Origin of the sequence: uncultured Dubosiella sp. (assembly GCF_964018005.1) — a bacterium.
Taxonomy (GTDB): Bacteria; Bacillota_I; Bacilli_A; order Erysipelotrichales; family Erysipelotrichaceae; genus Dubosiella; species Dubosiella muris.
This window is the reverse complement of sequence record NZ_CAXHOA010000004.1, coordinates 111,502-129,297: the sequence shown is the minus strand read 5'-3', so window position 1 is coordinate 129,297 and position 17,796 is coordinate 111,502. Positions and strand designations below refer to the sequence as shown.

The 17,796-nt window shown below is 50.1% G+C and carries 20 protein-coding genes; 13 read left to right on the top strand and 7 right to left on the bottom strand.

What is annotated here, in order from left to right; genetic code table 11:
- Nucleotides 1-3: 3 nt before the first annotated feature.
- The gene (locus tag ABNS49_RS04380; RefSeq protein WP_135981328.1) at nt 4-858 is read right to left on the bottom strand and encodes a nitrilase-related carbon-nitrogen hydrolase; all 855 of its coding nucleotides are present in this window, start codon (nt 856-858) and stop codon (nt 4-6) included.
- Nucleotides 855-1,640 carry an HAD family hydrolase gene (locus ABNS49_RS04375; RefSeq protein ID WP_288343008.1) on the bottom strand — a complete coding sequence of 262 codons (786 nt, stop codon included), beginning with the start codon at nt 1,638-1,640 and terminating at the stop codon, nt 855-857. Before ABNS49_RS04375 ends, ABNS49_RS04380 begins: the two co-directional genes overlap by 4 nt.
- 217 nt (nt 1,641-1,857) lie before the next feature.
- Here ABNS49_RS04375 and ABNS49_RS04370 point away from each other — a divergent pair, with 217 nt between their 5' ends.
- From ABNS49_RS04370 to ABNS49_RS04345, 6 genes are all read left to right on the top strand, one after another.
- A complete protein-coding gene (locus ABNS49_RS04370) occupies nt 1,858-2,820 on the top strand; it encodes a type I phosphomannose isomerase catalytic subunit (protein ID WP_135981330.1) in 963 nt (320 codons plus the stop codon).
- Nucleotides 2,821-2,959: 139 nt separating this feature from the next.
- The gene (locus ABNS49_RS04365; protein WP_135981331.1) at nt 2,960-3,328 is read left to right on the top strand and encodes a BlaI/MecI/CopY family transcriptional regulator; all 369 of its coding nucleotides are present in this window, start codon (nt 2,960-2,962) and stop codon (nt 3,326-3,328) included.
- Nucleotides 3,329-3,345: 17 nt separating this feature from the next.
- Nucleotides 3,346-3,555, top strand: a complete 210-nt coding sequence (locus ABNS49_RS04360; protein ID WP_135981332.1) for a hypothetical protein — start codon at nt 3,346-3,348, stop codon at nt 3,553-3,555.
- A gap of 203 nt (nt 3,556-3,758) precedes the next feature.
- On the top strand, nt 3,759-4,121 hold the full coding sequence (locus ABNS49_RS04355; RefSeq protein WP_168353666.1) for a BlaI/MecI/CopY family transcriptional regulator: 363 nt from the start codon (nt 3,759-3,761) through the stop codon (nt 4,119-4,121).
- Entirely contained in the window at nt 4,118-5,239 is a 1,122-nt protein-coding gene (locus ABNS49_RS04350) for a M56 family metallopeptidase (RefSeq protein ID WP_135981334.1), read from the top strand. The genes ABNS49_RS04355 and ABNS49_RS04350 overlap by 4 nt, the downstream gene beginning before the upstream one ends.
- A 144-nt stretch (nt 5,240-5,383) precedes the next feature.
- Nucleotides 5,384-6,079: an ATP-binding cassette domain-containing protein gene (locus ABNS49_RS04345; RefSeq protein WP_135981335.1), complete on the top strand. Its 696-nt coding sequence runs from the start codon at nt 5,384-5,386 to the stop codon at nt 6,077-6,079.
- 22 nt (nt 6,080-6,101) lie between these two features.
- Here ABNS49_RS04345 and ABNS49_RS04340 read toward each other — a convergent pair whose 3' ends face one another.
- The 3 genes from ABNS49_RS04340 to ABNS49_RS04330 form a co-directional block, all read right to left on the bottom strand.
- Nucleotides 6,102-6,710 (bottom strand): C39 family peptidase, encoded by a 609-nt coding sequence (locus tag ABNS49_RS04340; RefSeq protein ID WP_348687956.1) that lies wholly within the window; start codon nt 6,708-6,710, stop codon nt 6,102-6,104.
- 110 nt (nt 6,711-6,820) lie between these two features.
- The gene (locus tag ABNS49_RS04335) at nt 6,821-7,801 is read right to left on the bottom strand and encodes a C39 family peptidase (protein ID WP_288343002.1); all 981 of its coding nucleotides are present in this window, start codon (nt 7,799-7,801) and stop codon (nt 6,821-6,823) included.
- Nucleotides 7,802-7,939: 138 nt separating this feature from the next.
- Nucleotides 7,940-8,455 carry a flavin reductase family protein gene (locus ABNS49_RS04330; protein WP_135981338.1) on the bottom strand — a complete coding sequence of 172 codons (516 nt, stop codon included), beginning with the start codon at nt 8,453-8,455 and terminating at the stop codon, nt 7,940-7,942.
- A 125-nt stretch (nt 8,456-8,580) separates the two neighbouring features.
- Here ABNS49_RS04330 and ABNS49_RS04325 point away from each other — a divergent pair, with 125 nt between their 5' ends.
- Entirely contained in the window at nt 8,581-9,798 is a 1,218-nt protein-coding gene (locus ABNS49_RS04325; protein ID WP_135981339.1) for an NAD(P)-dependent oxidoreductase, read from the top strand.
- Between the two features lie 123 nt (nt 9,799-9,921).
- Here the strand turns inward: ABNS49_RS04325 and ABNS49_RS04320 are convergent, their stop codons facing one another.
- A complete protein-coding gene (locus ABNS49_RS04320) occupies nt 9,922-11,178 on the bottom strand; it encodes an IS110 family transposase (protein WP_290155724.1) in 1,257 nt (418 codons plus the stop codon).
- Nucleotides 11,179-11,522: 344 nt separating this feature from the next.
- On the opposite strand from ABNS49_RS04320, the gene murQ reads away from it, so the two are divergent.
- From murQ to ABNS49_RS04295, 5 genes are all read left to right on the top strand, one after another.
- Complete coding sequence (gene murQ, locus ABNS49_RS04315; protein ID WP_348687953.1) at nt 11,523-12,425, top strand: N-acetylmuramic acid 6-phosphate etherase; 903 nt, start codon at nt 11,523-11,525, stop codon at nt 12,423-12,425.
- Between the two features lie 118 nt (nt 12,426-12,543).
- Entirely contained in the window at nt 12,544-13,536 is a 993-nt protein-coding gene (locus ABNS49_RS04310) for an A/G-specific adenine glycosylase (RefSeq protein WP_168353543.1), read from the top strand.
- A 48-nt stretch (nt 13,537-13,584) separates the two neighbouring features.
- Nucleotides 13,585-13,941: a GntR family transcriptional regulator gene (locus ABNS49_RS04305; RefSeq protein WP_135979745.1), complete on the top strand. Its 357-nt coding sequence runs from the start codon at nt 13,585-13,587 to the stop codon at nt 13,939-13,941.
- A 5-nt stretch (nt 13,942-13,946) separates the two neighbouring features.
- Nucleotides 13,947-14,645, top strand: a complete 699-nt coding sequence (locus tag ABNS49_RS04300) for an ABC transporter ATP-binding protein (protein WP_135979744.1) — start codon at nt 13,947-13,949, stop codon at nt 14,643-14,645.
- Nucleotides 14,639-15,430 carry a hypothetical protein gene (locus tag ABNS49_RS04295; protein ID WP_348687951.1) on the top strand — a complete coding sequence of 264 codons (792 nt, stop codon included), beginning with the start codon at nt 14,639-14,641 and terminating at the stop codon, nt 15,428-15,430. The genes ABNS49_RS04300 and ABNS49_RS04295 overlap by 7 nt, the downstream gene beginning before the upstream one ends.
- Nucleotides 15,431-15,480: 50 nt before the next feature.
- On the opposite strand, the gene ABNS49_RS04290 is transcribed toward ABNS49_RS04295, so the two are convergent.
- Entirely contained in the window at nt 15,481-16,470 is a 990-nt protein-coding gene (locus ABNS49_RS04290) for a Fic family protein (protein ID WP_135979742.1), read from the bottom strand.
- 251 nt (nt 16,471-16,721) lie between these two features.
- Between ABNS49_RS04290 and ABNS49_RS04285 the strand changes: the two genes are divergently transcribed.
- Nucleotides 16,722-17,774 carry a hypothetical protein gene (locus ABNS49_RS04285; protein WP_135979741.1) on the top strand — a complete coding sequence of 351 codons (1,053 nt, stop codon included), beginning with the start codon at nt 16,722-16,724 and terminating at the stop codon, nt 17,772-17,774.
- Nucleotides 17,775-17,796 lie beyond the last annotated feature (22 nt).

The window sequence follows — 17,796 nt, the reverse complement described above, 5'->3', positions numbered from 1 at the left end:
GATTCAGCTCCTTACGCTTGTATCATACGGGACGGAACATTGTTTTTCTTGATCGTTTTGCGCCGAATCAATCAAGCGGACTTCGTACAAATCGGCGCGGCGCTGCTTCCATAGCGGCATGCGGGCGCGAATGGCGTCGATCCGGCTTTCCTCCAGCTCGGCGCAGACGACTGGCCGGCTTTTTTCGCAGCGCGCCACGACTTGTCCAAACGGGTCGACAATCATGGAATGGCCGTAGCTTTGAAAGCCGCGGTACGCGTAGTCGGGCGCGCAGGCAATAACAAAGATCTCGTTTTCAATAGCGCGCGCTTTGAGAAGGGCGTCCCAGTGCCGGCGCCCCACTTTGTCGTTGAAGGCGGCGGGCACGAAAAGGAAGCGCACCCCTTGCAACGCGAGCAGCCGGGTGAGTTCGGGAAAGCGGATGTCGTAGCAGACGACAAGACCGCAAGGGACGCCGTCGATCTCGAAGCGAACGAGCTTGTTTCCGGGCGCGAAGACGTCTTGCTCGAAATAGTCGTGACGCGCGTGGACTTCCAGCAGATGGATTTTGTCGCCCTGGGCGATTTCGTTTCCGTCGCGGTCGTAGACGAAGCACGTGTTGTAAAAGCGGCCTGCTTGTTCGTGGCAAATCGTGCCGCCTACAACATACGCGTGGTGGGTGCGGGCCAGCGCGCTAAGCGCTTTTCGGGCCTTTTGCTCGTATGGGCGGGCCTCGATGATTTTCTCGTTGTCAAACGGAGTCAGCCACAGCTCGGGTAGGATGAGGACGTCGGCCGGCTCGATGGCGAGCGTTGACAGCCGGTCGATGTTGTCCTGGATCGTGGCGCTTGTTTGAAACTGGATCAAGGAGACTTTCATAGCCAGCCTCGCTCGGATAGAAACGTGTAAATGCCGGCTTCTTTCACGGAAGGGCAGTGGTTTTCGACGCGGGCCAGAACGCGGGGGTCGCCATCGGCCATCGCACCGGCCAAAGCGGCGTGTTCGAGCATTTCCAAGTCGTTGAGGGCGTCGCCAAACGCCATATAGGCGCCGGGTTCGAATCCGAAGTGGCGCATGAGCACTTTGATGCCTTCGTATTTGCTTAGATCGTCCCGCATGATGTCGACGGAGAGCGTGTTGTACAGCACTTGCACGTGGGGCACCGCCTCGTAGGCGGGTCTTCGGGTCTGGGTGTCGGCAATCGCGAGCGAAACGATGCAAAACTCGTCTTCGGGCTGCAAGTCCCGTTTTGGAATGTCGACAAGGGACACGGCGTCAAGAAGCGCGCGGGTGTCGGGGTCGTCGCGGGTCGTGAAGACGCAGTTGCCGGCGACCAGCAAGCCAAAGCCGTCTTGGGCGGCGAGCTGGAAAAGCTGTCTGGCGCTGTCGGCGGGAATGACGTTTTGGTACAAAGGTTGGCGATCCCGGTCGTAGACGTAAGATCCGTTGCCGCAAACGTAGCCGTCCCACGCGATGGCGTCGTCGATGCCCAGATTGCGCAGCAGGGGCATCGCGCGTCCGGAGCAGAGGCAGATTTTGATTCCCTGGCGCTGCAACGCGCGCAGCATTTCCATGTGGAGGGCGGGAATTTGTTTTGTTTCATGGTCGTAGAGCGTTCCGTCAATGTCGAAGAACGCCGCTTGAATGGTTGTTTTTTTCATACTTCTATCATACGCGATGCGGTGGAAATTGCGAATCTTTTTTTGTAATGGTATAACATCATGTTCTTTAAACGGATTTGTCTAGATACCGTATTGGAACGTCTATATTAATGTCTAGATTTATCTTATAATTGCCTAGACAAATTGGAAATCGTTTTCTATAATAAAGACGATCAACAAAAGACAAACGAGGCAAGTTTGAGAAAAGAGGAGCAGTATGGCAATGATTCAATTACAGCCCGCGTTCAAGGACTACTTGTGGGGTGGGACGAAGCTGAAGGAAAACTACAACAAGCAGACGGATCTGGATATCGTGGCGGAAAGCTGGGAGCTTTCGGTTCACAAGGATGGAGCGAGCGTCGTGGCGGATGGTCCGTACAAAGGATTGACGTTTCCGGAGTACTTGGAGAAAAAAGGAAAAAGCGTGTTGGGAACGGATTGTGAAAAGTTCGACCGGTTTCCGATTTTGATTAAATTTATCGACGCGTTGCAGCCGCTTTCGATCCAGGTGCACCCGGACAACGAGTACGCCTTGCGGGTGGAAGGCGAGTATGGCAAAACGGAAATGTGGTATATTTTGGATTGCGAACCGGATTCGTTTTTGTATTTTGGCGTCAACAAGGCGATTTCGAAAGAAGAGTTCCGCGAGCGTATTGAAAACAACACGCTGCTGGAGGTGTTGAAAGTCGTTCCGGTGCACAAAGGCGACGTGTTCTTTATCAAGGCGGGCACGATTCACGCGATTGGCGCAGGCATTCAAATTTGTGAGATCCAGCAAAACTCGAACACGACGTACCGCGTGTATGACTTTGGCCGGGTAGGAAAAGACGGCAAGCCGCGCGAGCTGCATATCGACAAGGCGATCGACGTTTCCAATTTGACACCGATCGAATCCGATTTCAAACCGTGCGGACCGCGAATCGAAGATGGTGAAGCGGAAACGGTCATGCTAGCGACATGTGAGTATTTCACGACGTTTGAAACGACCGTTCACGGCAAGGTGACGATCGACGTGGATGAAAGTTCCTTTGGCTCGATCATCGTGGTGGAAGGCGAATGCGTCATTCGAAACGAGGGCGACACGATCCACGCGAAAAAAGGCGACTCGATTTTTGTGGACGCCGGAAGCGGCGCTGTCGAAATCGAGGGAAACTGCCAGTATATTTACACGTGCGAATAGAGAAGAGCGATCTTCTCTTTTTTTCTTGGTGAAAAGCCAAAAGTGAGAATAAAATCCAAATAAAGATATTATTTATCGGGTGTGGAAAATCAAAGGAAGTTATGGTATAACATTATTAGATACATAGGAGATCAAGTTTATGAAGACAAAACCTTTGACGAAAAAAGAAGAAGAAATTATGCGTGTGTTCTGGGAGCAGCCTGGGCCGCTAGGTCTAGTCAGCTTGTCGAGGGTCCTTCCAGAATATAATCTGAACACGATGCAGGTCGTATTGCGCAAGCTGAAAAACACAGGCTTTATCAAACCGGTTGGCGTGGAAGACAATGGAAAGACCGGTACGCGCACGTACGCGGTTTGTATGGGAGAAACCGACTACATGGCTTTGCTGGTGGATGACAACCAAATTATTCCGCTGGCCGCGAAACTGATCCAGTCCATTCCTTCCAAAAGGGATCTGGACGAGTTGATGGAGCTGATTTTGGAAAAAGAGCGCGAGCTTGAAAACTAGGGAAAGAGGAAAGAACGATGAAGAAATGGATGACGAGTGTGATGGTGGCGATGGTCCTGGCGGGCGCGCCCATGACGAGCATGCCGGTTTTGGCAAACGACGCGCAGGTCGAGCCGCAAGCCGATGTGATGGAGTGGCGTTATAAATTCGAAAACGGAGTATACTACAAGCGCCTTTACAATTTGTCAAGACAAAGATGGGAAGGGCCTTGGATCCCGATGAACTAAGAAGAGAGCCGGAATGGCTTTCTTTTTTTGCGACGCCGGTTTCATCATTGGCTTTCCTTTCTGTATCTTTATGACCCGTTGTACTTTTCTTTATTGTACAAATTAAAGGTTTGAATGCCAATAATTAAAATATTATAAACAACGGACAAATTATTCGATTGTGTCGAATGATAAAATCAGTTATTCTGATAACAGGTGAAACTATGCTAACAAAGAAAGAGAAAGAAATGATGAAAGTGTTTTGGGCGCACAAAGAGCCATTGAATAAAGATCGTCTGGCCGCCTTGCTTCCGGAGTACAATCGCAACACGATGCAATCCGTCATCCGGCGGTTGTGCGATAAGAAGTATTTGGAAGTAGCCGGATTTGAAATCAATGACAATTTGATCTCGCGCACATTTATCGCTTGCCAGGACGAGTCGGATTGCCTGGCTGACAGCGTTCCGGAAAATAAAAGAGTGTCGCTCGTTAAGAAACTCATCGACACCGGTCTTTCGAAGGAAGAATTGAACGTGTTAAAAGAAGCGATTGAGAAGGCGAAAGCGGCGTTGGGAGAAAACGTATGAGCTTTTCCTTGTCAACGGTTTTATACGCTTCGGTATGGGGAGGCATCTTCTCACTATGTCTTCTGGCTTTGCTCAACCAGAAAAAAGCGTACGCCCTGATGCGGCCGGGTTTGCTCGTCGCGTTTCTGGCGGTCATCGTTTTACGGTTTTTGCTGCCGGTGGAGTTTTTCTTTACCCAAACGATTCCCCTGACTTTTTTCCTGCCGGATTTATACACGTTTTTAAGAGCGGATCTTCTTCTGGAACAAAGCGTGCTGGAATGGCTTGTCGTTTTCTGGATCGCGGGCGTGGCGGTCATCGGCTGGATCAAAATGTGCCGGTACCGAAGAGGGGCGCGCTGTCTGGAACAAATACGAAACCGGAGCGAAGAGGAAACGTTGTCCAAAGACGACAGGCGCAACTTCGCGGGGCAGGATCTTCAAATCGTGCGGTCGCCATGGATCCAGTCGCCATTTACGGCGGGGCTGAAAGAAGCGCGGATTTATTTGCCGGCCCGGACGTACGAGGACGAGGATCTGGACTGGATCCTTCGGCATGAAAGCGCGCATATCCGGCACCGGGATTTGTGGAAAAACATCGGACTGATGGGATTGACGACGCTGTTTTGGTGGTATGTGCCGGTGTATGTGCTGCCCAAAGTGCTGACGCTGCTGGAGGAAATGGGAGCGGACCACGCGGTCCTGGAGCAATGCGGAGCGGTGGAAAAGATTCGATACGCGAAGTTTTTAGTGAAGGAATCGGAAAAGCCGCAGCAGCGGATGATGAAAACGATGCCGGTGTCGTCGTTTTCGACGCAGTCGGGATGGATGATGGGAAAACGGCTGAGCTACATGCTGCATGAAAAGAAGAACATGGGACTGGACATGGTACTGATCGGGTTCTTCTCAATGCTTATTTTCTTCGGCTTTTTCTTCGTGCTGGAGCCGGATTATTCGAATAGCGAGCAAACGCAGGAAATGATGGAAGGAACGTTTGGCGCGGACGATTTGCAGGAAGCGAAAACGATCACGGTACAACCCGACGGGACAGTCGAATTCGTTTTGAAAGATGGAAGCCAGCTCGTGATGCCGTCTTTGGCGTTCGCCCGGCAGATTTGTCCGGATTTGAAAATCGAATAAACGAAAAGAATGCGAATCGGAAGGTTCGTATTTTTTTTTGCGTCGAAAATGTGAAATTATTTATATTATTCATTCGATGAAAATGTTATTATGTAAATAAGCAGGAAATAGGATAGAAGTAAAAATGTATGAAAGGAGGAAGGGATGAAAACGCGAAAGCTCAATGTGGAAAACCTTTGTAAAGAGTTTGGCGGCAAAGCGGTTTTATCCGATTTGGCATTTGATTTATACAGTCATGAAATCGTCGGCCTCGTGGCGCCGAAAGGAGCCGGAAAAACGACTTTGCTGAAGTGCGTCGGTTTAATGATGAAACCCGACGCGGCACTCATCGACATTTGCGGAATCAACGCGTTGCAGGAACCGGATCGGGCGGTTGGTAAAATCGCGCTGCTGGCAGAAGACCCTGAAGTGTTCGAAACGATGACGGGCAAGGAAAATCTGGAAGTGTTTGGCATGCTCATGCAAGCCGACCGCCAGCAAATGAAGGAAGCCAGAGCGTACACCCGGTTAGGCTACCATTTGTGGAAAAAAGTCAAGACATACTCGACAGGAATGAAGCAGCGGCTGGGCCTGGGAATCGCCTTGATGAAAAACCCCGAAGTGATTTTACTGGACGAGCCGACGAACGGGTTGGAACCGGCCGAGGCGGCGGCGCTTTGGCAGGAACTGGAAGCGCTGAGGCAGGAAGGCGTGTCGATTTTGGTCGCCTCGCAAGATGTCGATGAATTACAAGGCTTCGCCAACCGGATCTTCTTCTTAATAGACGGAAAAATCGTGGAAAGTCTGGCGGAAGGCGCGCAAACGGAAAGCAACCCCCGGCTTATAAAAAATCCGACATGAAGTCGGTTTTTTTATAGCCTTCTTAATTTCCAAATCCCCACGCGGTCATCATTTCATCCAGTACGATTTGCTTGTCCCATCCAGTCGAGCGCTCGTTTGAGTTGGGATCCAAAACGCTGTACTGGCCGTCTTGCTCGCCAGTCAACACGATAAAGTGCCCCGTTTGGGTGAAGTGGCCGGGCACCATCGAAGCGATCACGGGTTTTCCGGACTGAAGCGCCTCGTCAATCGACGGTTCGACCGGAAACAAGCCTTCCATCGAAACATGGAAGTGGCTGGCCGCGTCTTCAAAAAGCGAATGCGACGTGCCGACACCATCGACATAGTGTCCGTTCGATTCGGAAAAACGGGCGACGGAAACCGGCGTAATGGCAGGATCCTGTTTTAAAAAGGAAAAAACCATCGCCAGACAAGTCGGGGCGCATCCCGCCGTTTTTATGTCCGAAGTGCCGTAGCGCTCGTGTTTCCAGCGCTCGTCGAACTGGAGCAAATGGGGAATTGTACGCAAGTCCTCTTCCAGCAAAACGGTTTGGGATCCTCGCACCAGCAAGCCGATGCCAAGTCCGGCCAAAAGAAACAACAGGGCAAACGGGGCGAAAGGAAGCGAGCGCTTTTTGACTTTTTTTACCATAGGGAACCTCCTGTGGACAGTGTATCTAAACGAGGTGAACTTTCCGAAAATAAATCCGGAATAAATTCTTAAGATTCAATAAAAAAGATGGATTTCTCCATCTTGACGGGCTATTTCCAATATCCCCACGCCGCGGCCGCCTCGCTGAGCACGATCGACTTATCCCAAAGCTTCGTATTTTTGTTGGAGTTGGGGTCGAGAACGTTATACTGCCCGTTTTCCATCCCTTGAATCACGATGAAATGCCCGACGCGTGTAAAGTGGCCCGGATTGACGGATACGAGCAATATCTTTCCTTCCGCCAGCGCCTGGTCGAAGGCGGCTTCGTCGACCGGCACCCCTTGGACTTGAACGCCATAGTTTTGGGCGGCCGCGTCCATCAGGGAGTGGGCGGTGCCGACGCCATCGACATAGTGTCCGTTGGTTTCGGAAAACTGCGCGATCGCGTAAGGCGTCAAAGACGGGTCCTGATTCAAATACGATAAAATCATCGACAGGCTCGTCGGGGCGCAGCCGGCAATGACTAAATTCGACGTTCCGTAAGGCATGTAGCCCCAGCGTTCGTCCCATTGCAGCAAATGGGGAATTTTATCGAGCGACTCGGTCAAAGCCGCCGGCGGGGTCGTGTGGCCGTTGAGGACATGATACTGGTTCACAAACTGGAACCGGTCGTTGTCCCGGCTTAAAAAGACGAGATAGTCGTCGGGAAGGCCCGGGTCGTTGTACAAGTTTAAATACCGCAAGCCGTCGTTTTCCAGGTCAAGCGCCTCGGCCTCGTCGACGACTTCTTTTGTCAGGCGATCCTTTTGTTTTTCGGAAAGCCGGGTGTAGGCTGCCGCGTTGTCCGCGAGCGCCTCGGCTTTCAGGGCGTCAAACGCCTCCGTGTCCAGAGCGCGCGTGTTTTCCCAGGCGTTGAGTTGCTCAAGCGCCTCTTTGCGGCTTTCGAGAATGGCAGCCACGGTTTCGTGGCGGACTTGCTGGGTGTGCTTGTCCCACCAAAACCAGCCGCCCCATATTCCACCTAAAATGAGCAGGAGGATCACGACGACGATCGTCAAGTTTCTTGGATTGACTTTCCGTTTTCTTTGCATACAATTTCCTCCGATCCAATGCATTTCATGCGCTAATCGCGCATTTTGTTCCGGAATCCATTATAACGGCGAAACAATAAAAAAGAAACATCACCTAAAGAAAAGAATAGTGGCAAAAGAAAAACCACCTTGCGGTGGTTAGTCGGAAACGAGCACTTTTACGATTTCGCCAATGTACATGTCGTGAAAATCGTTGTTTGGGTAGTTGTCCTCGATGAGCCGTTTGTCCTTGAATCCTTCAGCGACGATAGGTGCCTGGTAAAGCGTTTTGCATACGAGCACGAGCTTCGCCTCCTGGAAATACGGGCCTTCTTTGAAAAACAGGGGATGGAGGCTCGTCTTTTTCACTTTGTCCTCGTCTTTGCCGGAATGGGTGCCAAGATAGGCCAAGTCGCGTTTGTGTTCGGGACCAAACGCGCACAAGGTAAAGTACTCGTTGGAGTCCATAAAGAGCTTGGTGTAGCGCTGCGGCCGCACATAGACGATGGCGGTCGGCATCCCGCCGCCATGGCCCCACAGCGAGCCAAGCTGTCCCCAGGAAACGGTCATCGTGTTCCAGCTTGTTTTTTCCGTGCCCGCGCCAAGCAGCATCCAGTCGTCGGCGAACAGCATGGAAGGGGACAAAGTCAGTTGTTTCGGGTCAATTTCATGCATAATCGTTTTCTCTTCCTTTCAAATGTTGTTATTTATATAGTAAAACATGTAAGTGCTTTCTGAAAAACTTTCTTTTTTTTGCTCGTTCGCTATAATAAACATACTGATTTTTGGAGGTAATGACGATGTTGAATATACAATCTGAAGCGAATCGCTGTTTACAATGCAAGATTCCTCGCTGCCGGACGGGATGTCCGATTTCGACGCCGATCCCGCAAGCGATCGCCTTGTTCAAACTAGGAAAGCTGCAAGAAGCGGCGCAAATGCTGTTTGACAACAATCCGCTCTCGCTCGTTTGCGCCATCGTGTGCGATCATGACAAGCAGTGCGAGGGCCACTGCGTCAAGGGCATTAAAGAAAGTCCTGTCGAATGGGGATCCATCGAGCGGTTTATTTCCGACACGTATTTGGAGCGGGTCCAAATCGAAAAGGCGCCATCTACCGGAAAAAGCGTGGCGGTCATTGGATCGGGACCGGCGGGCATGAGCGCCGCCATCGAGCTCATCCGGCGCGGCCATGAGGTGACGGTTTTTGAGGCTCAAAGCGAAATTGGCGGCATGCTGCGCTATGGCATTCCGGAATTCCGCCTGCCTAAAAGCATTTTGGACCGCTACGCGAAAAAAATGAAAGCGGCCGGAATCCGTTTCCGGCTCCATACGGCGGTCGGCAGCTCGATCACGATCGAGGACATGCTGCGCGACGGGTATCAGGCGGTATTGATTTCCAGCGGCTTATGGCGGGCGCAAGCGCTTCGCGTTCCTGGCGAAACGCTGCCAAACGTATGTTATGGAATCCATTATTTGGCTAGTCCCAAATCGTTTGAAATCGGCAACCGGCTGGCGGTTATCGGAACGGGCAACACGGCAATCGACGTGGCGCGCACCGCGCTCCATCAAGGCGTAAGCTATGTAACCTTGTACGCGCGACGGGCCCAAAGCAATGCGGACCCCAAAGAAAGGGAACTGGCTTTGCTGGAAGGCGCCGAGTTTAAAAGTCAAATGCAAATTTCACGCATTACAAAGGACGGCCCGATGTTTAAGGCGGTCCGGCTTGACGAACAAGGACAAATTGTGGAAATCGAGGAAACGGAACAACTGGAACCGGCAGATTTCACGATTATCGCGGCCAGTCAGGGACCAAAATCCAAATTGATCCATACGACGCCTGGTCTGGAAGGCAACGCGCGCGGCTTGTTGAAAGTCGATGAAAACAGCCGCACGACTGTTGAAGGGGTATTTGGCGCCGGCGATGTCGTCTATGGCGGCAAAACGGTCGTGGAAGCGGTCGCGGACGCGAAAAAAGCGGTTCAGGCGATCGACGAGTACTTAAAAACAAAAGAGTAGGCAAAAGGGAAGATCGCGGACGAAAGATCTTCCTTTTTTTATGTAACTTATTCTTTAATTTTTGTAAAAAAAAGCGCATAAAAACCCTATTTTGAAAAACAGTGTTAATTTGTATCTCTTCCATCAAGACATTTGAAGTGCCTGATTCCTATACTCCTCTGGAATCTCTATGCCCAGGTTTTCTAGTTTTGTCAAATAACTTTTGATCTTACTTTCCTTTGTCTTTGTTTGATAATAATTGCTTCCCAATTCCTTGTATGATTCTCCGTTTTTCAGCATATGATATGCAATCTTCAAAATTGAATGTCCCACTGCCACGATCGCTCTCTTTTTTCCGCGATGTGCCGCGATCCGGTTGTATAGAGAGGAAAAATAGCTTTCTTTTTTCATTACGGCAGAATGCGCGCAAACCACCAGAGTACTCCTTAGCAGTTTGTTTCCTTTTGTCGTTCGAGCGCTCAGTTTTTTCTTTGCCGATTCTTTGTTTCCCGGGCTGATTCCCGCCCATGAACAAATGTGGCGATCCGTGGGAAACCGACTCATATCGACACCAATCACAGATATGATGATTTTCGCGCTGTCTTCTCCGATTCCCGGAATCTGCGTTAATCGTTTGGCCGCTTCTTTCTCCGGATCGCTCATGGCGTCGTTGATATCCTGATCCAGTTCTCGAATATGCTTTTCCAATTCATCAATATGCTTGCGCAGTTCCCGGATCATTTTGATTTGAACCGGACTCAGCACGCCATTCATATCCTCGATCAACTTTGTTTTGCTCGCTTTTAATCTTCTTGAAATCTTTCTGTCTTTGATCATCTGGTCATAAACAGCTTCATCGAATTTTTCGCCTTCCAGAATGAGATCCAAAAGATTTCTCGCGCTTTTTCCATTGATATTGGATACTGTACCGGACAACTTGATATTTCCGCCTTCCAGCATTTTTTGGAGCCGGTTCAATTCGGCGGATTGGGTTTTTACCAGACTTTTCCTGTAGCTGACAAGCTCGCGAAGTTCGCGTTGGGAGCGATTGGGAATAAAGCTGGGAATCAATAAGCCATGACAAAGAAGATCGGAAATCCATTCCGCGTCTTTGATATCCGTCTTTCGACCGGGAACATTGCGCATATGCTGAGCATTGACAACAATCGGGTTCAAGTCGAAAGATTCAAGGACATTGTATAAAGGTTTCCAGTAAGAACCGGTGCTTTCCATAGCGACGGCTTGACAATGATTTTCCAAGAGCCAATCCGCCAAAGAGAGAAGTTCACGAGTGGAAGCACCGAATTCCTTGATCTGGGTGTTCTGCTCCTGACGAAGACAGGCGACGATCAATTTCTTGTGAACATCAATACCACAACAAACCGCATAAAGATTTTCCATAAACAAAACTCCTTTTCAAATAAAGCGGTCGGAACGGCTGCGTAGATCATTTTTTTATACGTTTTTTCGACGAAGCGATCAACAGATGGTGGTGCGTTCAACCGTCCCTCAATCAATTTTTTTTACGAGTTCGGAGCTCAAAAAAGAGACGACCTCTTCCGCTAATTCCAGTATAAAGAAAAAAGGAATGAAACAATAGATTTTTGTCTAAAGTTACATTCCGTGTGGTACACCCCGGAGTATGGAGATTTTTTTTCGAAAGCGGCGAAGTGGATTGAGAACGACTCGAAAAAGAAATATAGTGTGGTTAAACACAAAAGCAGAAAGAGGAAAAGGTGAAGAATATGTTTCAACTACAACAACTTGTCACGGAAAGCGCCAATCCGGCTTCTTCCGGGTTGAGCGCGATGTCCATCGCCGAACAAATCGACTTGATGAACGCGGAGAATCAAAAAGCTGTGCTTTGTTTGGAATCCCAGACGCGCCAAATCGAACGCGTGATTGAAAAAACGAGCGAGGCGCTCCAAGGCGGGGGACGCCTTGTGTACATGGGCGCGGGAACAAGCGGAATGATCGGATTGATGGACGCGCTGGAATGTCCGCCCACCTTTGGCGTTCCGGAAGGTGTCGTCATCGGTTTGCTGGCGGGCAAAGACCACGCTTTTTCCAACGCGGACGTGGAAGATTCCCGGGAGCTTGGAAAACAAGATCTCGAAGCCATCGGACTGAATGCCGGCGACATCGTCATTGGACTTGCCGCCAGCGGAAGGACGCCATACGTGCTTGGTGGGCTGGCCTTTGCGCAGGAAATTGGCGCTTCGACAGCGGCGGTCGTCTGCAATCCCGACACGCCCATCGCCTGTTTATGCCCGGATACGATCGAAGCCGTTGCCGGTCCCGAAGTGCTCACCGGCTCCACCCGGCTCAAGGCGGGAACCGCGACCAAGCTTGTTGTCAACATGATTAGCACGTTGAGCATGGTGCGGTTAGGAAAAGTGTATAAAAACTACATGGTGGATGTGCAGCTCGCCAATGAAAAGCTGATCGAGCGAGGCGTCCATATCGTTTGCGAAACGACCGGTTTCTCCAAGGAAAAAGCGAAAGAAACGCTTGTCGCCGCGCACGGGCACGTGAAATCAGCCGTCGTGATGGGAATGGCTTCGTGCACGCTGCCGGAAGCCGAGCGGTATCTCGCGCAGGCTGGCGGGTCGATCGACGCGCTGTTGCGACAAAAGGACATGCGATGAAAAAAGGATTGTACCGCCTGGAGGAATACGAAAACGCTTGTTTGCTAGCCAGCCGATTTTTAGCTGGCTTTTTTTTCTTTGGTATAATAAAACCAAACCAATGCAGGAGAGGAACGATATGACAATGCAAACCAAACTGCTTGCGTGGTACGAGGCCAACGCCCGCAAGCTCGCTTTTCGACAAAACCGGAATCCGTATTTTATTTGGATCAGCGAGATCATGGCCCAGCAGACGCGCATCGAGGCGATGCTGCCCTATTTTGAAAACTTCATCCGGCTCTATCCCGATTTGCCTTCGCTTGCCCAAGCCGACGACGAGTCGCTCCACAAGGCGTGGGAGGGACTTGGCTATTATTCGCGGTGCCGCAATTTGAAAAAGTGCGCCATCGAGTGCGTGGAGCGCTTTGACGGCCGGCTGCCTTCCACGAAAGCCGAGCTCAAAACGCTTCCGGGCATCGGCGACTACACGGCCGGCGCGATCGCCAGCATCGCGTTCGGGGAAAAAGTCAGCGCCATCGACGGCAATGTGGTCCGCGTATTTTCCCGCTTGTACGATGTGCGGGCGGATGTGACGAAAGCGGCGACCAAAAAACAAATCGCCCGGCTTGTGGACGACTCCCTTTGCGAGCCAATCGAGGCGTACAATCAGGCGCTCATGGAGCTGGGCGCGATGGTGTGCACGCCGAAAAATCCCAAATGCGACCAATGTCCGGTCGCGGCGTGGTGCCAGACCGATGAACCCGAAACGTTGCCGGTCAAGCCGGAAAAAAAGGCGCGCCGAGTCGAGCGCAAGCACGTGTACGTGTGGACCGACGGCAAGGGGTTCCACATGAACCGGCGTCCGAAAACTGGCCTGCTGGCCAATTTATACGAGTTTGACGAAACGATGCCTGACGAAGTCGTGCGAACCGAGCCGCTCGCGCCCTACACCCACATCTTTTCGCATGTGGAGTGGCAGATGGACGCCACGCTCGTCTTTGTGAAAGAGGATGCGGGATTTTATTCGGTGGATCAAATCGAGAACGAGCTCGCGCTTCCGTCGGCCTTCGCGCCGTTTTTCGAGGAAGCGCGGGAGAAAATCGACGAAGATGTTGAAAACGAAAAGGAATAGATGTATCATTGTGTTAGGTCAGTGATACAGTGAAAGGAGCTTGAAAGCATGGATCACCCATTTACCAACGACCGTCCGATTTACGTTCAGCTTGTCGAGCGTGTCGAACAGGCGATTTTGACCGGTCAGTACCGGCCTGACGAGAAGCTGCCTTCCGTTCGGGAGTTCGCTTCGATGTATCAAGTCAATCCGAACACGATGCAAAAAGCGCTTCAGGAGCTGGAAAGGAAAAAGCTCATTTACACGGAACGGACGAATGGAAAATTCGTGTCGGACAACTGTTCTCTGATCGAAAAAGCGCGGGATCAACACGCGGCCGAAATCGTGCGGCGCTGCCTAGGCGAACTGGACGCGCTCGGCTATGGCGTGGAAGAGGCAATCGCGCTGCTGAAAAAAGGAGAGTAGAAACAATGACATCCATCGTGGAAGTGCGCCACGTTTCCAAATCGTATGGAAACAAGCAGGCGCTAAAGGACGTGTCGCTGTCGATTCCGGCCGGACGCATTGTCGGATTGATCGGAAAAAACGGTATGGGCAAAACGACGTTGATCAAACTCATCAACGATTTGCTCACGATCGACGAGGGCGAGATTCGAATCGACGGCCAGACGCCGGGAACGGCGACAAAGCAAATCGTGTCGTATTTGCCGGAACGAACGTATTTGGATCGGGGAATGAAGGTGAAAGACGTCGTGCGTTATTTCGCGGATTTTTATTCGGATTTCGACACGGAAAAGGCGAATCGGCTCATCAAGGAGCTTGGGCTGGACGACAAGATGAAAATAGGCACCATGAGCAAGGGCATGCAGGAAAAGCTTCAGCTCATTCTTGTTATGGCGCGCAAGGCGAAGCTGTACATTTTGGACGAGCCGCTTGGCGGCGTCGATCCGGCGACCCGGGACTATATTTTGGATACGATTTTATCGAATTTCGCACAAGGAGCGACCGTGGTGCTGTCCACGCATTTGATTGCCGACATCGAGCGGATCCTGGACGAAGTCATTATTATAGAAGATGGCGAGATCAAGCAGCATGTGGACGCCGACACGCTGCGCGGCGAGCAAAACTGCTCGATTGACGAATACTTCCGGAGGACATACAAATGGTAGGAAAACTGTTGAAATACGATTTGAAAAACCAGGCGCGGCGGCTTGTCCCCTATTGCCTGATCGCTTTGGCGACCGCTTTGATCGTCCGGCTGCTCTCGCTGGGGCACGGCCCGGTTTTCTCGACTTTGCAGACGATCGCGATTTCGGTCGACATCGTGCTTTTGATTGGCTGCGTCCTGATGCCGCTCATTAGCGGCTGGACATACATGATTCGCTCGATGTACAAGGACGAAGGTTATTTGACGAACACGCTGCCGGTTTCGCGCTCGAGTGTTTATATCGCCCAGTGGCTGTCGGGCATGCTCGGCCTGCTTCTTTGTCTGGCGACTGCGGCTCTTGGCTTGTGGATCGCCTTTTATAGCCAAGACTACCAGATGGTTATAAATGGCATCGTCATGACAGGCAAGGAGGCACTCGGGTACTCGTCGACGTCTGCGTTGCTCGCCTTTGTCTTTTTCGTGTATTATTTCGAGATGGGCTTCGCGATGACAGCCGGCTACGCGGGCATCGTGCTCGGGTACCGGTGCTGGAAAGACAAGCCGGCCAAGGCGGTGTTGTTTGGACTTGGTTTGTATTTTCTTGGATCCGTGCTGTCGGTGGCGATCCTGTTCGTGTACGGCTTGTTCGATCCATCCGTTATGGAGCTGTTTAGAGAAAGCGCCGAACCAGGCGTCACGATGATCAAGTCGATTTTCATGCTGGGAACGATGTACTACATTGTCGTTTCGCTGGCGCTGGACGCCATCGCGCTCAAGACGCTGAGCAAAGGTGTCAATCTGGAATAGTTGAAAACAAAGAAAATTTAAAGAGCCGGCCCGTTTGAATGGGTCGGCTTTTATTTTATCACTTGCCACGAGCCGGATTTGTTGGAGCCGGTGCGCTTGATCGTTCCATCTTTTTTCAGCTTGGCAAGCACGCGCTCCACCTGTCTTTGGGAGAGCCCGAGTTGTTCGCCAAGCGACCGCGCGGAATGGGACGGATTGTCTTTGAGCAAAGAGACGACCTGATCTTCCAGAGAATTTATTCCGACATTTGTTCCGACATTTATTCCGACATCGGGGGTGAATTGATTGAGTGCCTGCCGAATCATTCGAAGCATAAATTCAACGAAAATCGTAGATTCGCCCTTGGTGTTCGAAGCGTTTATAGCCCAATAGTATTCCTGCTGGTTTTTATGGATCAACGTCTCGATCGGGATCCAGGCAAAAAACGGTTTCCATGTTTGTAAAATCAGGGAATGCCATAAACGTCCTGTGCGTCCGTTTCCATCCGCAAAAGGATGAATAAATTCAAATTCATAATGAAAAACGCAGGATTTGATCAAAGGATGCGTATTAGAATATCGAAGCCAGTTAAATAATTGTTTCATGACTTCCGGAATATAATGGGCTGGGGTTCCGGCATGGATCAACGTCGTGCCACTATAAACACCAGCATTTTTACTTCGAAATCTTCCCGCATCTTTTATTAAACCATTCATCATGAAAGCATGGGCTTTAAGAAGATCATTTAAAGAATAAGGATCGAGCGTTTGCAGAATCTCATAGGCTTCGTAAGCGTTTTTTGCTTCCCGAATATCGCTTGGAGGAGCCAGTACGCGTTTGCCGTTGATAATGTCCGTGACTTGATCAACGGTCAAAGAATTGTTTTCGATCGCAAGGGAAGACTGGATCGTTTTGATTTGATTTTCCCGGCGTAAAACAAGATTGGCCGCCTGTGCTTCGCTTACTGTGATTTTTCCAACCAGTTCACCAATCTCAATCACAAGACTTGTGATTTTGTCTGTCATGGTGAATGGCGGCGTATAAGAATTGTTTGTTTTCATAATCTAATTTTACCATATCGGGAGGGGACGAGAAGGAAAATAGAAAGGATAAAGTATTTTGGAAAGGAAACGAAGAGAAATCGCATTTTGAAAAATAGATCAAAAGAACGGGTGTCGAATTTTGCGTTTTTGCATAAGGCAGCCGATACCGGAAAATAAAATAAATTCTTTTCTATCGTTCTTAAACTTGTTAAGATATAAAATAATCATTTGTTTTAAACAGCAGTTTTAATTTTATGGAAGGGGAACGTATGAAAAGAACAAAAAAAGGAATTTTGATTGTCGGAATCCTGGCATTGGCTGCCGGGCTCGTCGTCGTTTTGAGTCAAAAGGGGAAAGAAGACGGAACCGACGCCTACGATTTCTGGAAGGAAACGTACGAAGCCGTCGCCCGCAAGACAAAGGGCGCTTCGAGGTACGAGGAAACGCCTTGGAAAGTGGGCGCGCAAGATAGAAAACAGGCGGTGGAGGCGGACTATCCGGACTTTTTCATCGGTTATATGGAGGATGAAAACGGACGCCAAACGGAAACGACTTTGTCAATGCAGCACGACGGTTCTTCGCAAGAAAAAAAGATTGAGCTGATTTATGAAGTAAAGGAGTTTGCTGAAGAAAATCTGAAAGCCGAGAAAGAGTTCAAGATTGAATCCAGCGATTATTTGGCCAAACAATTTGATACATCATATTCCGTGTACGAATATTTAAACGGGGTGTTTGACCGTTCCGAAACGCAGGAAGGCTATTTGCATTTCAACGGAAACGACGTGGACTATATCGAGCTTCCTTTGATGAAAGAAGCGATGGAGCATTTTGACAAGTTGACTGGAAAGATCGAAGAAGAGTTTGGCGTCGCATACGATCAAACCCATTTCATTGATTTACCGGCTCTTTGCGAAGACATCGCGTTTTCGGAAGAGATACCAGAGGAAATTCAAACGCTTGATTATTTTAGCGATGTTCACTACAACGCGAGAGGGTATGGCATTGTCACCTTTTTAAAGGTGGAAGATGACTTCCAAACCGCGACGTACGGGACGTATGATGTGACCCGTCAAGGATACGGTTTCAACTACACGATGAATCTGATCCCCAGAGCGATGGAAAACGGCTTTGATTTGGATACAGTTTCCGATATCGAAAAAGAAATGGTTTATTTTGACGGCGGTACCGCGTATATTTACCCGGCGGATTGGAAAGACGAGGAAATCCTGGCGGATGTAAGGACTGGAGCGGAAAACGCGGTTTCTGTTTTAAGCACGCAAAATAAAAATTACGAGGATTATGAAACGATGGTAAACGGTTGATCTTCTCCGAAGGGAAAGGATT

What these genes read in the sequence shown, in the direction of transcription:
- ABNS49_RS04380 (WP_135981328.1), bottom strand. Translation starts at nt 858, where the DNA reads ATGAAAGTCTCCTTGATCCAGTTTCAAACAAGCGCCACGATCCAGGAC.
- ABNS49_RS04375 (WP_288343008.1), bottom strand. Translation starts at nt 1,640, where the DNA reads ATGAAAAAAACAACCATTCAAGCGGCGTTCTTCGACATTGACGGAACG.
- ABNS49_RS04370 (WP_135981330.1), top strand. Translation starts at nt 1,858, where the DNA reads ATGGCAATGATTCAATTACAGCCCGCGTTCAAGGACTACTTGTGGGGT.
- ABNS49_RS04365 (WP_135981331.1), top strand. Translation starts at nt 2,960, where the DNA reads ATGAAGACAAAACCTTTGACGAAAAAAGAAGAAGAAATTATGCGTGTG.
- ABNS49_RS04360 (WP_135981332.1), top strand. Translation starts at nt 3,346, where the DNA reads ATGAAGAAATGGATGACGAGTGTGATGGTGGCGATGGTCCTGGCGGGC.
- ABNS49_RS04355 (WP_168353666.1), top strand. Translation starts at nt 3,759, where the DNA reads ATGCTAACAAAGAAAGAGAAAGAAATGATGAAAGTGTTTTGGGCGCAC.
- ABNS49_RS04350 (WP_135981334.1), top strand. Translation starts at nt 4,118, where the DNA reads ATGAGCTTTTCCTTGTCAACGGTTTTATACGCTTCGGTATGGGGAGGC.
- ABNS49_RS04345 (WP_135981335.1), top strand. Translation starts at nt 5,384, where the DNA reads ATGAAAACGCGAAAGCTCAATGTGGAAAACCTTTGTAAAGAGTTTGGC.
- ABNS49_RS04340 (WP_348687956.1), bottom strand. Translation starts at nt 6,710, where the DNA reads ATGGTAAAAAAAGTCAAAAAGCGCTCGCTTCCTTTCGCCCCGTTTGCC.
- ABNS49_RS04335 (WP_288343002.1), bottom strand. Translation starts at nt 7,801, where the DNA reads ATGCAAAGAAAACGGAAAGTCAATCCAAGAAACTTGACGATCGTCGTC.
- ABNS49_RS04330 (WP_135981338.1), bottom strand. Translation starts at nt 8,455, where the DNA reads ATGCATGAAATTGACCCGAAACAACTGACTTTGTCCCCTTCCATGCTG.
- ABNS49_RS04325 (WP_135981339.1), top strand. Translation starts at nt 8,581, where the DNA reads ATGTTGAATATACAATCTGAAGCGAATCGCTGTTTACAATGCAAGATT.
- ABNS49_RS04320 (WP_290155724.1), bottom strand. Translation starts at nt 11,178, where the DNA reads ATGGAAAATCTTTATGCGGTTTGTTGTGGTATTGATGTTCACAAGAAA.
- murQ (WP_348687953.1), top strand. Translation starts at nt 11,523, where the DNA reads ATGTTTCAACTACAACAACTTGTCACGGAAAGCGCCAATCCGGCTTCT.
- ABNS49_RS04310 (WP_168353543.1), top strand. Translation starts at nt 12,544, where the DNA reads ATGACAATGCAAACCAAACTGCTTGCGTGGTACGAGGCCAACGCCCGC.
- ABNS49_RS04305 (WP_135979745.1), top strand. Translation starts at nt 13,585, where the DNA reads ATGGATCACCCATTTACCAACGACCGTCCGATTTACGTTCAGCTTGTC.
- ABNS49_RS04300 (WP_135979744.1), top strand. Translation starts at nt 13,947, where the DNA reads ATGACATCCATCGTGGAAGTGCGCCACGTTTCCAAATCGTATGGAAAC.
- ABNS49_RS04295 (WP_348687951.1), top strand. Translation starts at nt 14,639, where the DNA reads ATGGTAGGAAAACTGTTGAAATACGATTTGAAAAACCAGGCGCGGCGG.
- ABNS49_RS04290 (WP_135979742.1), bottom strand. Translation starts at nt 16,470, where the DNA reads ATGAAAACAAACAATTCTTATACGCCGCCATTCACCATGACAGACAAA.
- ABNS49_RS04285 (WP_135979741.1), top strand. Translation starts at nt 16,722, where the DNA reads ATGAAAAGAACAAAAAAAGGAATTTTGATTGTCGGAATCCTGGCATTG.